Genomic DNA, 19,968 nt, shown 5'->3' on the forward strand with positions numbered 1-19,968 from the left:
TTTTTATATCAAGGGAGCCATCCCGGGCCAAGAAAAGGTCCATGGTATGGAATGGCCTGACGGCTCCCTTCAGCCTGTCACTTTTTTCTTAACCGGATGACATTCCAGGACGCCTTCGCCAAGTCGGCGTTTACGATCCCTTCTTCCAACCGGGCATTTCCCCGGTGATGCGGTTTTACCCGTTCTTCATCCGCGGTGTTGACAGCCTTTAAGTCATCATGCTCCAGTACGATATGTTCGACAACCTGATAACCTTCAAAGCTTCTGACATCACATTCCAAAAGCAGTGAATCATCGAGGTTGCGATTGACAGCAAACAGAGTCAGTTCTTCGTTTTCCTCATTGTGAACCGCTGTAGCCTCCAGATAAGGGACATCCGTGAATTCCGCACAGTCATATTTCGGTGAGGAGATGACCGGATTCAGGGCAACACCTCTTCCGTACACCGAAGCGTGCAGGAACGGGTAGAAGATCGTTTGTTTCCAGGACCGCCCCCCGTTTTCCGTCATAATCGGTGCGATCACATTGACCAACTGCGCCAGACAAGCCATCTTCACCCGATCAGCATGCTTTAATAACGTAATCAGCATGCATCCTACCAGTAAAGCGTCTTCAAAATTGTATACATCTTCAAGCAGCGGAGGAGCGACGGACCATGGCTCGATTTGTCGGTCCGCTTCATTGGAATGATACCAGACATTCCATTCGTCAAAGCTGAGATTCAATGTCTTCTTACTGCGTTTTTTCGCTTTGACATAATCACAGGTGGCAATCACACTGCGGATGAACTGGTCCATATCCAGCGATTTTGCCAAATAGCTGGGAGTGTCGTCGCTCCGGTTGCCATAGTATTGATGCAGAGAGATGTAATCTACTTCCTCATACGTGTGTTCCAGCGTGGTTACTTCCCACTGGGGAAAAGTCGGCATCGAGGAGCTGGAACTTCCGCAGGAAACGAGTTCAATCGTCGGATCCACCTGCTTCATCGCCCGGGCCGCTTCCACCGCCAATCGCCCATATTCTTCCGCAGTTTTATGGCCGATTTGCCATTCTCCGTCCATCTCATTGCCCAAACACCAGGTTTTGATTCGATGGGGCTCCTTATATCCGTGGGAAATGCGCAGATCACTCCCATAGGAGCCTCCCGGGTGATTACAGTATTCGATGAATTTTCGAGCCTCGTCAATTCCCCGCGTTCCCAAATTGATAGCCATCATCACTTCACTGTTCACGGACTTGGCCCATTCAGCAAACTCATTCGTCCCCACCTGATTCGTTTCGATGGACCGCCAAGCCAGTTCCAGCCGACGCGGTCTCTTCTCGCGAGGACCCACTCCGTCTTCCCAGTCATAGCCGGAAACGAAATTACCGCCTGGATAGCGTATAACCGGCACATTCAATTGCTTGACCAGGTCCATGACATCCCTTCTAAAGCCTCTTTCGTCAGCCCTGGGATGGTCCGGTTCATAGATTCCCCCGTAGACGGCCCGTCCCAGATGTTCAACGAAGGACCCATAAATCCGTCGATCGATTGGTCCGATTTCATAACTCTTGTCCACAACCATCTTCGCTCTGTTTTCAACCGACATCGTGATCCCTTCCTTTTTCAGATGATTTGTGTATCTATGAGCCGGTCTTGTCGGACAAAACCGGGGGCTCGCTTCTATTCCTTGACTCCGCCAAGAGTCAGGCCCGAGATAAAGTATCGTTGAAAGAAGATAAACAGGATGATAATCGGTAAAATGGCCAAAACGGAACCGGATATCAGAATATCGTAGTTGTTGCCGTAAGGAGTCAACAATCCGGCCAACCCGATCGGCAGGGTGAACATTTCATTGGAGCGCAATACCACCAAGGGCCATAAGAAATTATTCCAGCTGTTCATCGCTTGTAAGATGGCCATGGCTCCATAGGCCGGAACCATCAAAGGACTCATGATTCTCAAGTAGATCCCGAATTCCGAACAGCCGTCGATCCGGGCGGCATCCAGTAATTCTCTGGGGAGCCCGATCGCATATTGTCTAAAAAAGAAGACGGCAAAAGGGGCCACGGCAAAGGGCAAAACCACCCCCCAGTAAGTATCGATCAACCGAAATAAAATCATCTCTTCAAACAGCGGCAGCATCATAATTTCCAGCGGGATCATCATCACAAACAACACCAAGGTCAGGATCAAATTTTTTCCTTTAAAATCGTATATGGCCAAGGCGTAACCCACCATGGATGACAAGAACAGAGAAATAGCCGTATACAATAACGTTACGATTAAACTGTTTTTGTACCATTCGAAATACAGACGCGCTTGCTCTGAAAAAAGATAGAAATAATTTTTCAGACTGAGCAACTCCGGCTGAAGCTTCAAATTGAGTCCGAAACGCATCAATTCACTGGAAGGTTTTAAAGAAGCCAACAGCAATGCAAAGAGGGGAAATAAGGCGAACAAACTGAAGAAAAAGACCACCAACAGAGAGAGGATAGATAAAAACCGATTTCTTCTCTTATGAATCCACTCCATGGTCACTCATCTCCCTTGCGAAACACACCAAAAAATTTCAGTTGAATCAGGTTCAAAAGGAGAACGATCAGCAATAAAACCAGGCCGATGGCCGCGCCAAATCCCAGGTCGAAATTTTCAAACCCCTGTCGATAAAGATACCCGGTGATTGTCAATCCGATATTGCCGGGGGAATGGTTTTGCCAAAACACATAGCTTTCTTCGAACATCCGGAACCCGGCGTAAATACTGATGGTCAGTACATAGACGAGGACAGGCTTCAACAACGGCAAGGTAATTCGGAAAAATTTCGTAACCGTACCGGCACCATCCATCTCGGCTGACTCGTATAATGTCTGGGGTATATTTTGCAGACCCGCCAGAAAGTAAAGGATATTGACCCCCATCCACCGCCAGGAGGCGAGTAAAACCATGAGAAACATGCCGGTCCCGTGATGCATCATCCATTGCTGCGGCGAAAACCCCAACTGAGTGATCACAGCGTTTGCGAACGAAGACTCCGATTCTCCAAATAGGAGACGGAAGATAACCCCTGCCACAATGACGGATGTGAGGGCGGGGATGAACAGGGCGGATCGAAAAACATTTCGCAAAGGGGTGATCTTTGAATTTAGAAGGACTGCCAAAACCATCGGCACTGGGATTAAGATGATTAACGTCCAAAGGGTATAGATCGTGCTGTTATAGAGGGCAGTATAAAAATGCGGATTTAACAATTTATAGTAATTGCCCAAACCGACAAATGTTCTTTCTCCGGGGTAGATCTCCAGAAAGCTCATATGGATGGTACTGATGATCGGATACAGAAAAAATAATACGAAGAAAATGATAAAAGGGGAAACCATCAGATAGGGAGCGTACTTCTTGGAGAATAGGAGATTCCCTTTGCGCACCCCCTTTCCTTTTTGTAGAAGAAACTGAATCGGCCGGGTAAAAGAGACATTGTTTTTCAACCTTCGTTCCTCCCTTATATGCTTGATCTACTCCCTGATTTCTTCTGCCGCATCCTTTAAAGCCTCCTCTGGGCTTTTATTTTTCCTTCTTAAAGCTTCGTACAGGACATTGCTTTTCACCCGATTGCTCAGCCTCGGAGTCGGTTCGTCGATGTGGGGCGAACGGATTTCATCTTTTAACCGGAGCAATTGATCAAAAATACCCCTGCCGAAATAGTCGGTATATTCGTTTGAAGCTTTTAATTCCGGGTCCGACCAAACATCCCACCGCGGCGGATCAAAACCGAGACTTTTCCAAATCTCGATATTCCCCTCTTTGGATAATTTGGAAAAACGGATAAATTCCTTGGCAAGCCGGGTGTGTTCGGATTGATTGGTTACCACCGTTCCGGTCCCGCCCATACCGGCGGAACGTAATCCGCCCTTTTCCCAAGCGGGCATCGGACGTATGACCATTTTTCCTTTCAAATCCGGCATATAATCCGTAAACCGGGACATATACCACATGGGCATTTGAACGGAGGCCGCTCCTCCTTGGTTCATAAAACCATAGTATTCTTCCATATGGTGTGATCCACCCGGAGCGGGGATGGCGATCTTGTGCTTATCCATCATGTCCCGCAGGAAGGGAAGAGTACGAATATTCGTTCGATTATCCAACGTAACACGACCGTTTGAATCCAGAAAATCGGATTTTTGCTGAATGATTGTCGGCCATATGTTGTGAACATCCGTAATTTCCACTGTTGTCATGGGTTTACCCGTTTTTTCTTTCACTTTTTTCCCCGCTCGGACATAGTCATCCCATGTTTCGATTTGGTCCGGATCGTCTCCGGCCTGATCCAGGATGTCCTTGTTGTAATACATCACCGTGGCCCCTACATGGAATGGAAGTCCATAGTACTTACCGTCTTTGCTGTAAATATCGAACCGGGATTCGATAAACCGATCTCTCACCGGCTCCACCATATCATTCAATGGAACCAACTGAGGTTTTCCCCTCAAATAATTGGGAAACCGGCTGACCTCAATATCTGCGATATCAGGAGCTCCCACCTTTGAATACAAAGACAGCATCAATTTATTATGCATATTGTCATAAGGGTAGGTTTCCGCTTTTAATTCGATCTTTTGATTGGGATGTTTCTGATTCCATCTCTTCGCCATTTTCTGATAGAATTCGGCATGTTGACCGACAAAAGTCCACAGTGTCAACGTGACCTTTCCATCGGAACCAGATCCTTCGGAACTGGAACACCCCGCTAGCATGATCCCCATACGATCACCATCACCAGAACCAAGCTGAATTGTTTTTTCAAGGTTACCAACCCCTTCTGTGCTGCAAACCACAGCCGCTTATCAATCCGGCTTCATATGTACGTACAACTTTTATTTATGATTGATTGTACGTACATATGTAAGCGTTGTCAACAAAAAAGTGATATTAGTCTGAATAATAGGGTTAAAAAAAGACTCCTTGATCCTGCAGGAGCCCTTGTTTTGATTCGGTTTATTCGATTTTTCGGGTGGAACTTCTGACGATCAGCTCCGGTTGAAAAACAACGGGTTCGATCTCCCGGCCCTTTTCCTGGATGGCCTCGATTAATACTTGGGCCGCTGTCTCCCCCATGACCATTTTGGGATGTTTAACCGAGGTTAATTTCACCTCCGACGCCTGTGCAAAGTGGGAGTCATCATATCCGACGATGGAGAGGTCTTCGGGGACCTTCAGTTGCTGTTCCCGCACAACATCCAGGATATTCAGAGCAATTTCATCATTATAACAAAAGACTGCGGTCGGTTTTTCGCTTTTCATGCGCAGAATTCTGCGCAATGCCTCTTTCGGTTTCTCTTCTTTTTCTTCTGTGTTAAACGGAACGATTAACTCGGGATCAATCGTCACTCGATGCTCCCGATGAGCCCTTAAAAAGCCCTGCATGCGATGCAAACCCTGCAGGTCGTCTGTTTTAAAAAATCCGATGATTCTTCGATGACCCAAATGGATCAAATGCTCGGCTGCCATATGCCCCCCCTGCTCATCATTGACCGTCAGGCTGGGGGATTGCAACTGAGGATAGTAAGCATTGATCATCACATACGGGGTATTGTTTGCTTCCAGACCCAGATAATAATTTAGATTTTCATTGTATAACGCACTCTTCGTCGGCTCAATAATCAGGCCGTCGATATTCTTGTTGAGGATCGTCTGCAGGCATGCTTTTTCTTCCTTGACGTTGTTGTTCGTGCTCGCCAACAAGATGGAATACCCTTTACTATTTAGATACGATTCTGCACCCCGGATAATGGAGGGGAAAATATAATCGGATATATAAGTGGTGATGATACCGATCAGCTTGTTCGGTTTTTGATCCGACAAGGTACGGTCGCTGCAGAAGGTTCCTCTCCCCTGCTCCCGATATAACCAACCTTCATGCACTAGATCGCCGATCGCCTGGCGCACCGTATGTCTGCTGACACCGAATATCTCGACCATCTCATTTTCCGATTTTATTTTTTGGCGGGGGGCCACTTTCCCCTCGAGAATCCATGACTGGATCGCTTCTTTCACTTGATTGTGTTTGGTATTGTGCATATTCTGATTCACCTTTAAATTGATACATGTACGTACATTGTAGCACAGCATAACATCCATTGTAATAAAAGAAAAAGGTTTGACTCCCTTCAGAGTCAAACCTTTTGGCCTGTACCGCTCTTATATGATGTTTAAATCATTGGCCAGTTTCAAGCCGGTATAGCGATCACGTAAATGATAAGCCTTTTTCATGGATTGTTGAACCAAGTCGGAATCGATCCCAAGCTCTTCCGCGGTTGCGGATCCACCCACCTTTTTCAGCCAGTGGGACAGACGATCCGGACCGGGAATCTCTTTAAACAACTGCTGTATTTCGGATCCATGATCCCTTAATCGGTTTCCGATCGCGGATGAATCCCCCAAATTCCCGAGGTGTTGCTGAAAATCCAGATCGGCCAACCGGTGGTACAGCCGGGAAATCAGGATGGTCGCAACACCCACTTTTGATCCGTGTAATACTTGGGGTTGATGATTGCGCAAAAGCTCCATCTCCCAAAAATGCGAGAGGTGATGTTCCGCTCCGGATGCCGGTCTGGAATGGCCCACCCAAAGCATCGCCAATCCCGACTGAATTAACGAGCGCATCAAGATCTCCATTCCACGAACCGTCCCTTCCCCGATCCGATCGATATGGATGATACACTCATCCAACGCTTTTCGGGTAACTGCGGCGGCCTCGGTGCAATAAGGTTCATCGGCGATCCAACGGGAAACTTGCCAATCGACCAGTGAGGTGTATTTAGCCAGCATATCACCGAAGCCTGCCGCCGTTAGCGCTGCCGGGGCTTTGCTGAGAACATCCAGATCGGCGAAGACGGCGACTGGGGAACAAGCCTGAATCGTTTTCTTGACCCCTCTCAGAATCAGGGGCGCTCCCGCGGAAGTAAACCCATCGACGGAAGCGGCTGTCGGGATCGATATAAATCGCTTATTGAGTTTATCGCCGACAAAGCGCACCACATCATGCACCGTCCCGGCACCCACGGCCAATAAGACATCCGTTTCCCGCGGAATCTCCACAAATGCCCGAACCAGCGTCGATTCATCCGCTACCACATCGCCCTGTTCGTTCCCCTCTAAAAGGCAGAGTTGATACTGGATCCCCATTTGCTTGAAATACTCGCACAGTTTGCGACCCGCCGCCTCGTATGTGTTTGGATCCGCCACAACCGCCGTCCGGTACCATTGGCGGGAAACGAGAAAAGGGGCTACATTCTCCAGAGCACCGCGTTCCATGCGGATTCGTTCGATCTCGATTGGCTGATGACTTTCACACGAACATGCGAGATGTCCATCCGGTTTTAGAAAAAAGCTCATCATGTATCCCATCACCCTAAAAAAGCGATCGTATTCGTGTGGACCCGCCTCCATGGTTACGTTTGACCGTAATAGGCCTTTGAACCGTGTTTTCTGAAGAAATGTTTGTCGAGCAGGTCCCGGTTCATCCCGCAGGCTCCGGGATTCAGCGCAACGGTATGATAAGCCATTTTGGCCACTTCTTCCAATACGACCGCGTGATAAACAGCATCCTGTGCATCTTTTCCCCAGCAAAACGGGGCATGTTGATGAACCAGGACTCCCGGAACATTCATCGGATCTTTCTCTTTCAAGGATTCCGCGATCACCTTTCCCGTTTCCCATTCATAATTCCCCTGAATTTCAGACGGCGTCATTTCCCGGGTACAGGGGATTTCTTCGAGAAAGTAATCGGCGTGAGTCGTACCCAAAGCAGGGATGGCCCGCCCCGCCTGAGCCCAACTTGTCGCCCAAGGCGAGTGCGTATGGACGATCCCCCCGATGGCCGGAAGTTCCCGATACAAAAACAGATGGGTCGGCGTGTCCGAAGAAGGCTTTAAATCGCCTTCCACCTGATTACCGTCCAAGTCGACCACGACAAGATCCTCTTTTTTCATTTCACCATAGGAAACCCCGCTCGGTTTGATCACGACGAGTCCTCGAGTCCTGTCAATGCCGCTCACATTGCCCCATGTAAAAGTGACCAAGCCATATTCAGGCAGTTGGAGATTGGCTTCCCATACGGATTGTTTCAGTGCGTCCAGCAAGACAATCCCTCCTCCATCGTTGCACTTGACGGTCCACGGTTTTTTTTTCGGATGATTGGACGGTTTTTTGGGAACCGAGAGAACCCTTGAAATGGATCCAGAAGGATGCCAGCCGGATCCCATCTTTTTATCCCGCCAGGGGCGGAATCATTATCCGTCAACCTTGGTGATGATAGACATTCCAGTTCAAATACTTGCCCATCGCTTCATTCAAGGCATCAGCCTTCTGGGAAAGGTTCACAGCGACATGATGTTCAAAACCCTTCTCGCAAATGGTATGAAGCAGTCCCTGGAGATTCGGTATTTTGACCACACCGTACCCGCCGAAAGTCATCAATGGGTCGTTGGTCAGTTCCCCCTCTCCCACATAGGCGGACATGGAGCCATTCAAGTCATCGGTGGAAACTCTCGCGTAAGTAAAGGCGCCGGGTTTGACACGTCCGGCAATGGTGCCGAAGGTATTCTCTTTACCGACAGCATTGGAAATAATTCGTTGATAGTCCATGGTTGTCTCCGAAAAGACATCCTTCGGCAAATTGCTGCAGTGAAAAATCACCGCTTTATCCGGGTCCTCTCCATAATTATTGTTCCAATCGACAATGGCACTCGGCCGATCGGATGCTTCCTGCAAGGCATACATGCCCACTAATCCCGGAATGTCCACTTCACAGGCGCTGGGCAACAAGCTGTTGCTCATCATGCTCATAATGGTGCAGGGAACCACTCCGAAAAATTCTTCCATGGACGTCCAACATTGGACCGCTGTGGCGGATAAATCGCTCTCCTCCATCCAACGGTCGACAATCACTCCGAATTTAGACATTCGGACCAATCGATCTTCCGGAATCCCCTTTGTCTCCACATAGGACCGAATCGATTCCAGTTTTTCTTTGACAACGGGATCCTCGTCCTTCAGGCGATTGGCTTTTCCGAATACTTCGGATAAATCAATCGTTTCCACGGTGATGCCGTTAGCCTCCAGCAATTTTTCACTGTACCGAACCGTATTGAAATCGGCGGGCCTTGCTCCAATCGCCCCGATGCGCGCCGAACGAAGACTTTTCACTACCCGGCAGACACTGGCGAAGTTCAGCAAGTCGTTTCGGAAGGATTCACTTTTCGGATCCACGGTATGAAGTTGGGTAATGGAATACGGAATCCGGTATTGCGTCAGGTTGTTGCAGACGGACATCTTCCCGCAAAAACTGTCCCGTCGGTGCTGAGCACTCATTTTGGACGGATCGTCGGCAAATGCGTGGACCAGAACCGGTACATCCAAACCGGCCAACCGCAGCGTATTGGCAATCGCTTTTTCATCGCCGAAATTAGGGAGTGTAATCAAAACCCCATCGATTTCATCCCGATACGCTTGAAACAATTTGGCGCACTTTTTAGCGTTGTCCAGCGTACTGACCGCACCGTATTTAGTATCCTCAGGCGACAAAAGAACGGGCCGAATCCCTGCCTTATCCAACACCTGTAGAATCTCTTTTCTCCCTTCCTCGCACAGATGACCCGGAAAAAAACCGCGGTTGCCTACGATCACACCCATTGTGACCGGACGGTGTTCTCTTTTCTTGATGCCCATGAATCAGCACTCCCTTGTTTCAGTTTTTTCAGTGTCTTCATCACGTTGTTTTCGCCTCTCCCGAAATAATCATGGAGCTTTTTGTACTCATCGTATAAACGATCATAAATCCGGGCGTTGGCAGGGACCGGTCGGACGGGTTCACTCCGAAGTTTGGCCACTCTGTCCGCCGCATCGCCTATACTGTCAAATCCGCCGCCGGTTTTGCCCGCGGCCACCGCTCCAAACATCGCAGCTCCGACTGCGGGAGTGTGCAGATGGGCCGCCACCTCGATCTCCTTCTTTAACACATCGGCGTAAATCTGCATCAAAAGCCAATTTTTATGCGGAAGACCCCCGCAGGCGACCAAACGGTCGACAGGTACCCCGTGCTCGACAAATGTTTCAATGATCAACCGCTGCCCAAAAGCCGTCGCTTCCAACAGGGCCCGATAAATCTCCTCCGGCTTGGTATCCAGCGTCAATCCCAAAATTAGACCGGTTAAATCCGTATCCACCAGCACACTGCGGTTTCCGTTCAGCCAATCCAAAACCAACAGACCGCTTTGGCCCGGTTGATACTGTGCCGCCTTTTGTTCCAGGAGTTCGTGGATGGAAAGACCTTTTTCCTCCGCTTCCCGATGATAGCTCCGGGGAACGGAATGCTTGACAAACCATGCATAAATATCCCCCACCGCCGATTGTCCCGCTTCATATGCATAGTAGCCCGGGACGGCTCCATCTTCGACGACACCGCACATACCCGGAACCCATTTCTCTTCTTCGCCGAGCAAGATATTGCAGGTGGATGTTCCCATAATCATCAGCATCGCCCCGGTTTTTGTAACACCGGCGGCAGGTGCTGAAACATGAGCGTCCACATTGCCGACAGCAACCGGTACACCCGTCGGAAGACCAGTCTTCCGAGCCAATTCCTCGGTTAATCCGCCCGCTTTGGATCCGATCGGCAGAATATCCCGAGACAACTTTTCTTCCACAATGTTTTCCATACGAGGATGCAAGCTGCGGAAGAACGAAGGTTCAGGAAAGGAGCGGCGCTTATGCCAGATGGCTTTATATCCCGCTGTACAGGAATTCCGGGATTCCTTCCCGGTCAGTTGCCAGACCATCCAATCAGCCGCTTCAATAAAACGATCCGCGGCCTCATACACCTCCGGATCCTCTTCCGCGATTTGCATCACCTTTGGGAAAAACCATTCGGAAGAAATTTTCCCTCCGTACCGCGGCAAAAAAGAATTCTCCATGCTACCGGCCCGTTGATTCAACCGATCTGCTTGTTTTTGAGCCGCATGATGTTTCCACAATTTCACCCAGCTGTGGGGATGCTCACGCCATGTTGGAACCTTGCACAAGGGGGTCCCGTCCCGTTTCACCGGCAACATGGTGCAAGAAGTAAAATCAATGCCGATACCGACAATGTCTTGGGAGGACATGCGATCTCCCAACTTCTTTCGCACATTGGTAACGGTTTCAACAAAAGCATCCAGATAATCATCGGGATTTTGCAGGGCCCAATCCTTACCCAGCTGAACCTCGGACCCCGGCAGTGTCTCCGTTATGACACCATCCGAGTAATTTTGAACGGCGGATGCGACAACATCCCCGCTGGTTAAGTCGACAGCGACGCACCGTGCAGACTCTGTCCCGTAATCGAGCCCGATGGCAAACTGCTTCCCCAAGTGATTCCCTCCTCCAACCAGGTTGTACGGATGTATTTCTCGAACAGGCCAAAAAAAGAGCAAGAAAGAGTAACTTGAACGTACAAGTTACTCTCACATTAACACAAACCCCAATAGTCGCACAATACAGATTTATAAAAAGTGTGCGGGAAAGAAATCGCTCCCTCCCCGCACACTTTTATTTTTTATCCAGTTCCCGGTGGGAAGTACGGTACCGATTCGGCGGGATCCCGACATGTTTTTTAAATACTCGATAAAAGGTGGAAACGGATTCAAATCCCACCTCAAAACAGATGGATACGACGTCGTTATCTGTTTCAATGAGCATCTTTTTAGCCCGTTCCATTCTCACTTCCGTTAAATATTGCATAGGTGTTTTCCGGTAATGTTCTTTAAAAATACGATGAACATAGCGAACGCTCATTCCCATTTTGTTTGCCAGATCGTTAGAGCCGCCGATTTCAAAATAATGAGTGTGCATGTAATTGCGTAACCACTCTGCACGTAAAGCATTCGTATCCATCACTTGAGACATTTGTTGAGAGCGTACAAGTACAAACAGCATTTCCGCCAGAAAAATCCTCATCGCCAAAAAGTTGATGGATTCCCCTTGAGACTGTTGATATAGCATCTTTCTCAACAATTGCCTCAGTTCACTGCTGTCAAACAAGCTGATCGGAATCACCCGGGAAGATCGGAAAACGATAGAAACCAGTTCTTCCCGTACTGATCGACTTAAAACGCTTTCATCAAACTCCAAAACCAACACGGTCATCTTGGAATCAGCGAAGATGGAGTGATTGGAATACGGGGCAATCACCGCCATATTATCCCGGGAGAAATTATATGGCTTCCGGTCAAGGGTACAACGGCCTCTGCCTTCCAAAACATAGAGGATCTGATGGGTTTGATGGTAATGGCTCTTAATTCTGTGTTTTTCCTTATGCTTATTTTCATATAATTTGATTCCTTGTATCGATAAATCCGTTTCTCGATCCCTCATCATGATCGACCCCCCATAAGCAGTGCCTATGATGCCTGTCATACATGTATCCCATCCAGGTATTATACTATATTTTACGGGATGCCTGCTCTTTCGGTTCCACATCGGGGGTCCGATCCAGTTCGGTTGTCTCCCATGGTGTCTATTCTTTTTTTACTGGATAAATTATTCTGTTCGATCGATATCCCCTTCCCATTTCAAGGTCGGTCCTTTATAGTAATAAACGACAATATTTAGAAAGAGGTGAATATTCCATCTATATTGTCTGCTCAACATTTCATTCGGATCTTTTTAAAAGGAGGTCGTAAACCATGAAACCATGTCCTTTCAGGAGTAGAACGATGTCCAAAATATCGCCCCTATTTGTCGCCTTTGCGATCGTTGTCGCCGGCACGATCATGTTTGCTGAGAGCGCCTCGGCTCACGGTTATATTGAGTCACCGGGCAGCCGTGCCTATTTGTGCCAACAGGGAATTAATGCCAACTGCGGGCAAATTCAATGGGAGCCTCATAGTGTGGAAGGACCGGGATCATTCCCGGAATCCGGACCCCCGGACGGCCAGATCGCCAGTGGCGGAAATACACGCTTTTCTGAGCTGGACGCACAATCATCCGATCGCTGGGAAAAAGTTAACATGTCTGGCGGCTCGAATACCTTTACATGGAATCTGACAGCGGCCCACAGTACAAAAGAATGGAAATATTATATTACCAAGAAAGACTGGGACCCGAATCAGCCGCTGACCCGCGCCGACCTTGAAGCGGAACCCTTCTGCTATTACAATGATGGCGGGGCAAGACCCCCTTTCTCCGTCACTCATCAATGTAACGTACCGACGGATCGCAGCGGCTATCACCTGATTCTGGCCGTTTGGGAAATCGCGGATACCAGCAATGCTTTTTATCAGGTGATTGACGTCAATCTTAACAACCGCTCCCATGCGGTTCCCAGTCATCTCGTTCCCAATCCGAACATCAACAAAACGGTCCAGTTGGGTTTTTCTCAACAGCCATGACAGGACAATTCTATGAACCCGTAAAGGAAAAAGCCACTCTGTGAGAGTGGCTTGAGGTTAGTGACAAAGCCCTGCGCCGAAAGGCGACAGGGCTTTGTTTTTTCCAAAAAAAGAGAAGTGATGGTGTCTTGAAGGTAGATCGAGACCCGTTTTTTGGGTCCCTTGCTCCTCTTGGAGAGGAGCAAGGCCATTTTCTTGATGTTTTGGGCACACGCAGTCAGGAGACATTGCTCGGTCACTTTGGCAAGTCCCCTTAGTCGTGCGTATCTGAGACCATGAAGCTCTTTTGCATCGGCGAAACTTCGCTCAATGGTCTCCTTACGCCTTTTGTACAGGGCTTTTCCCTGTTGGCTTAAACGGTTCTTCCGTACCCATTCTTTTGCCTCTTCCCATACATGACGAGTTACGGTCTTCACACTATTTTTGCTGGTCGTGCACTTGGATCGTAACGGGCAGTCTTGGCAGACGGATGGGTTCGACTTGTATTCCCGGTATCCTTGGCGGTTGGTGGTACGGTAAGTTAATTCGTGGTTGGCGGGACAGGTGTACACATCCTTTTGCTCATCGTATTTGTATTGCCATTTGTGAAAAAGTCCTTTTTTGGGGCGAAAACGACGGTGGGCGATTACAGCAAAGATATCTCGCTGTTTCAAAGCATGACAAATGGGCGCAGTTAAATAACCCGCATCTAACGCAACGGCTTCAACGGAGAAGCCGAACCGTTGTTGTTGCCGGTCAAGCCGAGCCAAATAAGGGCGAGAGTCGTGGACATTGCCCGCTGTGACATGAATGTCCGTGATGAAGTTGTGTTTCCCATCGACGGTGCGATGGTCTAAATAGAAAAAGCCCTCCGGTTTTCCTTCCCGAACCATATAACCGCTCTCCGAATCGGTGGTACTTACCCGGATTTCTTTTTCAGGAGCGATTTCGTTTTTTTTTTGAGAGAACCTTTGCCGTGCGACTGACGGTCTTCATCTACCGCTTTTTCCAGCTCATCCAGGTAGGCTTGAGTGGAAGCCTTCACCTTTTTGGTTTCAAACTTTCCTCGAGCAGCATTGGCTTTCAGGAATGTGGAGTCTGTAAACAGTTCTTTCCCGTCAATGAGCCCTTTGTTCATGGCTTGCAACACGATTTCATCAAAGATCTCCTGGTAGATTGAGGTGCCTACAAAGCGCCGGCGTCGGTTTTGACTGAACGTTGTGGAATGGGGAACCGGGTCCGTTAACGACAGCCCCACAAACCAACGGTATGCCACATTTACTCGAATCTCTTCCACCAGTCTGCGTTCCGAGCGAATGCCGTATAGATATCCAATAAATAACATCTTAAACAGCATCACGGGATCCAGACAGGGACGTCCGTTGTCTGGTGAATAAAGAGGGCGTGTTTTTTCGGCAATGAACGAAAAATTGATCGTTTCACCAATCTTGCGCAACAAATGATCTTCCGGCACCAGTTCTTCTATGTATACAAACTCCATATTCCCTTGTCGATTGGGATTCGTTTGAAACATGAAAATCCGTCCTTTGCATATAAGTTCTCTTTATGTATTCGACATAAAAAGACTGCTGACCTTTGTCAGCAGTCTCAAGCCACTCTGTGAGAGTGGCTTTTCTAGTGCCCCATGCATCGTCCGCTTTTTCTTATACCACCCGATCCAAAAAGTGGGAAGTGAAACGGTCACTCTCCACTTCAAGGGATACACGGATATGGGAGGTTTGTTTTTCAACCCCCGCTGTTCGTCCCCGCTCTTCCCCTTCTGTTTTTACCTGTATCGACATCGGGACAGTTCGGACCAATGACGGGTCGATCACGATCCCGACCGCCAGCGGATCATGAAGGGCACATCCTCCCAATGAGGGATCCACTTCATGATGGTATGCATCCATATAAAAATCACAAATATCCGCCAGAAATCGGGATACAGGGGTATTCTTTTTCCGCCAATCGTCCAAGTTTTCCCTCTTCAAGAGCGTCTTCATCGTGACATCCAGTCCGACGAGAGTGATCGGAACACCGGATTGGAATACGAAATCGGCGGCTTCCGGGTCGCCATGGATATTGGCTTCCGCATAAGGGGTCATATTTCCGGGAACCGTAACAGCTCCGCCCATCACCACCACTTGACGCAGGAGCTTAACGATTTCCGGGTCTTTTTGGATCGCCGTCGCCAGGTTTGTCTGACTGCCCACCGTGATCAACGTCACTTGATGCGGATACTCTCGCACCTTGGAAATGATGAAATCATGCGCCTTCATCGGGAGGGGTTGCCGCTGCGGCAAGGGCAGATCCCGATCGCCCAGACCGTTTTCGCCGTGAATCCATGCCGCTTTCTCCCGGGGTTCCCCTTGGATAAAGGTTTTGTCAGCGCCGGCGATCACCGGAATGTCCTCCGTATCCAACTGATCCAATACCTGCAGGGTATTTCGCGTGGTCTCGGCGACAGTGGCATTTCCGAAGCAAGTGGTGATCCCCAATATATGCAATTCGGGAGAATGAACCGCATAGGCGATGGCGAGAGCGTCATCAATACCTGTGTCTACATCCAAAATAACGAGGTTTCCCATCGACCGGTCTCCTCCTTCTGTGATTTTTTACAAAAAGAATCCAATGATGGTGGCCGACAACACTGACGCCAGTGTGGAACCATACAACAACCTCATCCCGAATTTGGCCACCTCATCCCCTCTTTTTTCATTCAGCGCTTTCACTGAACCGGCAATAATACCGATAGAACCGAAATTAGCAAAGCTGACCAGGAATACAGATACGATACCGACGGTTTTAGAGGACAGCTCCGCGGCGACTTCCTTAAAATCGAGCATGGCCACAAATTCATTGGTCACGATTTTGGTGGCCATGATGCCTCCCGCTTTTACTGTCTCATCGAGGGGAATGCCCATCAAAAAAGCCACAGGGGCAAAAATATAACCTAAAACCGCTTGAAACGAAAGATGGAAAATCACTGTAAAGAGATAATTGATCAGATTCATCAAAGCGATAAAACCGATTAACATCGCTGCAACGATCACGGCAATCTTGAAGCCGTCCATGATGCTTTCGCTGATCATTTGAAAGAAAGAGGGTTTCTTCTTTTCTTCTTCGACAATGAGGGTATCCTCTTCTCGATTCAGGTCATAAGGATTGAATATATTTGCAATGATCAGAGCTGAAAGCATGTTCAGGACGATCGCCGCCACCACGTATTTCGGTTCCAGCATCGTCATATAAGAACCGACGATCGCCAGACTGACTGAACTCATCGCGGAGGTGGACAAGGTATACAGTCGTTGGGGGGAAACCGTGGCTAATTGCTTTTTGGTGGTAAGAAACACTTCCGACTGTCCCAAAAAAGCGGAAGATACCGCAAAATAATTCTCCAGCCGACCCATGCCGTTTAATTTGCTCAATCCCAATCCTACGTATTTAATAATGAAAGGTAGTATTTTGAAATGATTCAGGATACCTACTAAAATGGAAATGAAGATAATGGGGAGAAGGACATCCAAAAAGAAGGTGGAAGCTCCCTCATTTTCCATACCCCCAAATACAAAATCGACTCCGTTGATCCCCAACTCCATCAGCTTGCCAAACGCTTTGGATACAAAACCGATGAAAACGACGCCTGCTTTTGTATTCAGCAATACAAAGGCGCTGGCGATCTGAATGAGCAACATGATCAGGATCGGTTTAAACTTAATTTGTTTCCGGTCAAAACTGACCGGCCAGGATAGTCCGAATACCAGCAACAATCCCGTAAGCAAAAAGACAGCGTTCATTGTCCCCTTCTCCTCCTTTCAACCCGAAATAGAACGGACTGGGGATATCCCCATTCAATCCTTTCCAATCAAACTCGTTGATCCATCATCGGGACAGGCCGATGGATCGGGGGTGTAATCGGTTCCACATTCACCCGTCAAAACACCGTTCTCCCGCAAGTCGGGAGAACCCGGCCATTTGCCGCTATCGTTTCCTGCGATACCGGGCCGGGCACCGACCGTGTCGGCCGGCCCCGTTAACGCCTCGTCGTCCCCCGTTCGATCAGCTGAACCTGTACTTCATGATGCATGGAATCAAGAGAGTGTTTTTCAATCATTCGGATCAACATGCGTGCGGCCAAAGCGCCCATATCATAAATCGGCTGAGCCATCGTCGTCAGTTCGGGCAGAATCATCCCGCCAATTCCGATGCCGTCATAACCGACGACTGCCATCTTTTCCGGGATGGGTAAACCGAGTTTTTGCACGGTCCGTATCGCTCCGATCGCCATTAAATCGTTGGCGGCAAAAATCGCGTCTACATCCGGATGCTTCTGAATCAGTTCTTCAGTCGCCTTCGCCCCTTGCTTCATTTCGTAATCGCCGGAAACGATCAGACCGGGATGAAACCAATCCAGCTTCTCCACGATATCGAGATAACCCCGGCACCGCTCCTCTGCGTTCAACAGTTGGGAAGGGCCCCGCAAATGCGCGATTTTACGGTATCCCCGGTCAAGCAGAAATCGGACAGCCTGCTGTGCACCTTCCCGGTTGTTCACAGTCACCGTCGGCACCTTCTCCGAAGCGATGGTTCGGTCAATCGCCACCACCGGAACCTCAAACCGGTTCACCTCTTCCGGGGAGAGCGCACTGGATACCAGGATGAGACCTTCGATATACTTCTGTTCCAACACTTGGACATATTGCTTTTCTTTTTCGGCCTTCTCATCCGAATTGCACAGGATCGTCGTATATCCGTAGAGCTGCATCACATCCTCCACCGCCCGCGCCAACTCCGGAAAAAAGGGGTTCATGATATCCGGCACCATCAGACCGATCGTACGGGTTTTCTTGTTGGATAAACTTCTGGCTACAAGGTTTGGCTTGTAATTCAATGTTTCAATCGCTTTCAGTACCTTTTGTTCCGTATCCCGATGAACGTATCCGCTTCGATTCAATACGCGGGAGACGGTCGCCACTGAAACTCCTGCCAATTGGGAAACTTCCTTGATATTCGCCATCCGTTCCTCTTTCCCCACTTTTTAGTGTGTAATCGTTTACAGATCGGTAATGAAAAAACCTACGACACAAAAAAGGATGGAAGGCATATTGTAACCGATTACATTAAAATGTTAAGCGATTTTTTTTCTTCTGTCAAAACGCAAATTTTGGGAACGGCAAGGGATTTGCCGTTCCTCACAACAACAAAAGAGCTGCCAGGATTCCCAATCCTCCATAGGCGACAGCAAAAAACAGATTCCACCAGGTAATCCGATACGGATTCACCTTGGTCAGTTGACTCATGATCGTCACTGTGGTGTTAAACGTCCCAGCGGCATCATTGGCCAAGTTGGAAGTAATCAGCACGATCGCCAGGCTGACGGGATTCATCGCGGACAACAGCGGCTGGATCAGGATGCCTTGCAGACTGACTGTCACAAGAGGGTGAATACCGATCATAGTTAAAAACAGCGAAGAAAGCTGAATACCGATGAAAAGAAAGACCGGGGTTTGGGTCCAGTGAAGAAACACCTCCTGAGCCCAGGTCATAATGGGGGCTTCACCGAGTATATGATTAAAAAAGCCGAGAGATAAAAACAACAGCATAAAATTCTGTAAAGAAGGGACTTGTTTTCTCCAGGACAAAAAACTATATTTTACGTACGATCGAAACCGTTGAATCACAAACGACCAAACCAGGGTATATGGAATAACAACCAAGGTAACAGCGGTAAAAAAACGAAGGTTCAACAGATGATGCACCTGATAAACAACAAAGATAAACAAGATCAGAGAAAGGATCAATGCGGCTATTTTCCGCATAATTCGGCGATCCACCGAAAGATTGGACCGTGTATTCAACGGAATCCTCTTATACTGCCACCCCCAAGCCCAGTCAGCCAGCAACAGTACGATGGAGATCAACAGTAACCAGGGTAATAAGGACACGTAACCGACGTCTGTCATTTCCGCAACCAAGGCGATGAAAACTTCGATGGGACTCCAAACGGTAGCGACAGCAAAAGCCCGCAAAATGGACTGACTGGAAAACTTGTGGCGAAGGGTCGGCGAAAGCTTCGCCATATTTTTTTGTACCACACGGTAGATCAGGGGAATACAGGCAAAAAACAAGAAAATGCACAAAATATAACTGACGAGAGAACTGCGATAATAAAGCTGTCCCAGATGCTCGGCACGAGCTCTCAATAACCGGTTCAACTGTTGATCATAGCGTCCGATCACAATCATGTTATTGATAAAAGGCAACACATATAACAGGGAGAGCAACAGGGCCGATGAGCGGATACCCGCTATGACCGATTCCCATGAAACCTCTGTGAAGCGGAACATGAACAACCCCGCGGCGAGGAATATTGCACTAATGATCTGAAACGTTCGGTTGGCTCCTTTAAAAGAGACAGCGATACACCCGATTCCCAAAATACCCAGCCATCGATTCAAGGTGATAGATTCTAAAAAGAGATTAGTCAAGTACGTTGATACAAACGCGGTATACAGAGTGAATTTGATCCGATCCGTCCAAAAGGTCATATGGAACACCTCCAATCTCTGTCACTTT

14 protein-coding genes and 2 pseudogenes are annotated in these 19,968 nt (G+C 48.4%); 1 reads left to right on the plus strand and 15 read right to left on the minus strand.

The features are described from left to right. Positions 1-77: 77 nt before the first annotated feature. The 10 genes and pseudogenes from arfA to CHM34_RS12350 all read right to left on the minus strand — a co-directional run bounded on the left by arfA (position 78) and on the right by CHM34_RS12350 (position 12,394). On the minus strand, positions 78-1,589 hold the full coding sequence (gene arfA / locus CHM34_RS12305; RefSeq protein ID WP_094264911.1) for an arabinosylfuranosidase ArfA: 1,512 nt from the start codon (positions 1,587-1,589) through the stop codon (positions 78-80). Between the two features lie 74 nt (positions 1,590-1,663). Further along, complete coding sequence (locus CHM34_RS12310; RefSeq protein WP_094264912.1) at positions 1,664-2,515, minus strand: carbohydrate ABC transporter permease; 852 nt, start codon at positions 2,513-2,515, stop codon at positions 1,664-1,666. Positions 2,516-2,517: 2 nt separating this feature from the next. After that, positions 2,518-3,438, minus strand: a complete 921-nt coding sequence (locus CHM34_RS12315) for a carbohydrate ABC transporter permease (protein ID WP_240512018.1) — start codon at positions 3,436-3,438, stop codon at positions 2,518-2,520. A 57-nt stretch (positions 3,439-3,495) separates the two neighbouring features. Next, positions 3,496-4,796: pseudogene (locus tag CHM34_RS12320) on the minus strand (ABC transporter substrate-binding protein). 182 nt (positions 4,797-4,978) lie between these two features. Next, complete coding sequence (locus tag CHM34_RS12325) at positions 4,979-6,061, minus strand: GntR family transcriptional regulator (protein WP_094265050.1); 1,083 nt, start codon at positions 6,059-6,061, stop codon at positions 4,979-4,981. Positions 6,062-6,181: 120 nt separating this feature from the next. Then, positions 6,182-7,381: a sn-glycerol-1-phosphate dehydrogenase gene (locus CHM34_RS12330; RefSeq protein WP_240512001.1), complete on the minus strand. Its 1,200-nt coding sequence runs from the start codon at positions 7,379-7,381 to the stop codon at positions 6,182-6,184. A 53-nt stretch (positions 7,382-7,434) separates the two neighbouring features. Next, positions 7,435-8,124: an L-ribulose-5-phosphate 4-epimerase gene (gene araD, locus CHM34_RS12335; protein ID WP_094265052.1), complete on the minus strand. Its 690-nt coding sequence runs from the start codon at positions 8,122-8,124 to the stop codon at positions 7,435-7,437. Between the two features lie 157 nt (positions 8,125-8,281). Next, positions 8,282-9,712 (minus strand): L-fucose/L-arabinose isomerase family protein, encoded by a 1,431-nt coding sequence (locus CHM34_RS12340; protein WP_094264913.1) that lies wholly within the window; start codon positions 9,710-9,712, stop codon positions 8,282-8,284. Beyond that, a complete protein-coding gene (locus tag CHM34_RS12345; protein ID WP_094264914.1) occupies positions 9,667-11,391 on the minus strand; it encodes a ribulokinase in 1,725 nt (574 codons plus the stop codon). The genes CHM34_RS12340 and CHM34_RS12345 overlap by 46 nt, the downstream gene beginning before the upstream one ends. Positions 11,392-11,569: 178 nt before the next feature. Beyond that, the gene (locus CHM34_RS12350; protein ID WP_094264915.1) at positions 11,570-12,394 is read right to left on the minus strand and encodes an AraC family transcriptional regulator; all 825 of its coding nucleotides are present in this window, start codon (positions 12,392-12,394) and stop codon (positions 11,570-11,572) included. Positions 12,395-12,735: 341 nt separating this feature from the next. On the opposite strand from CHM34_RS12350, the gene CHM34_RS12355 reads away from it, so the two are divergent. Next, positions 12,736-13,410: a lytic polysaccharide monooxygenase gene (locus CHM34_RS12355; protein WP_240512002.1), complete on the plus strand. Its 675-nt coding sequence runs from the start codon at positions 12,736-12,738 to the stop codon at positions 13,408-13,410. Between the two features lie 164 nt (positions 13,411-13,574). Here CHM34_RS12355 and CHM34_RS12360 read toward each other — a convergent pair. From CHM34_RS12360 to CHM34_RS12380, 5 genes and pseudogenes are all read right to left on the minus strand, one after another. Next, a pseudogene (locus CHM34_RS12360) lies at positions 13,575-14,923 on the minus strand (IS1182 family transposase); the annotation flags it as partial. Positions 14,924-15,053: 130 nt separating this feature from the next. Further along, complete coding sequence (locus tag CHM34_RS12365; protein WP_094264917.1) at positions 15,054-15,977, minus strand: nucleoside hydrolase; 924 nt, start codon at positions 15,975-15,977, stop codon at positions 15,054-15,056. 27 nt (positions 15,978-16,004) lie between these two features. Beyond that, a complete protein-coding gene (locus tag CHM34_RS12370; protein WP_094264918.1) occupies positions 16,005-17,189 on the minus strand; it encodes a NupC/NupG family nucleoside CNT transporter in 1,185 nt (394 codons plus the stop codon). 236 nt (positions 17,190-17,425) lie between these two features. Then, a complete protein-coding gene (locus tag CHM34_RS12375) occupies positions 17,426-18,409 on the minus strand; it encodes a LacI family DNA-binding transcriptional regulator (protein WP_094264919.1) in 984 nt (327 codons plus the stop codon). 175 nt (positions 18,410-18,584) lie between these two features. Further along, positions 18,585-19,940 carry a hypothetical protein gene (locus CHM34_RS12380; RefSeq protein ID WP_094264920.1) on the minus strand — a complete coding sequence of 452 codons (1,356 nt, stop codon included), beginning with the start codon at positions 19,938-19,940 and terminating at the stop codon, positions 18,585-18,587. Positions 19,941-19,968: the final 28 nt, after the last annotated feature.

The sequence above is a fragment of the Paludifilum halophilum genome (genome assembly GCF_002245355.1).
Classification (GTDB): domain Bacteria; phylum Bacillota; class Bacilli; order Thermoactinomycetales; family DSM-45169; genus Paludifilum; species Paludifilum halophilum.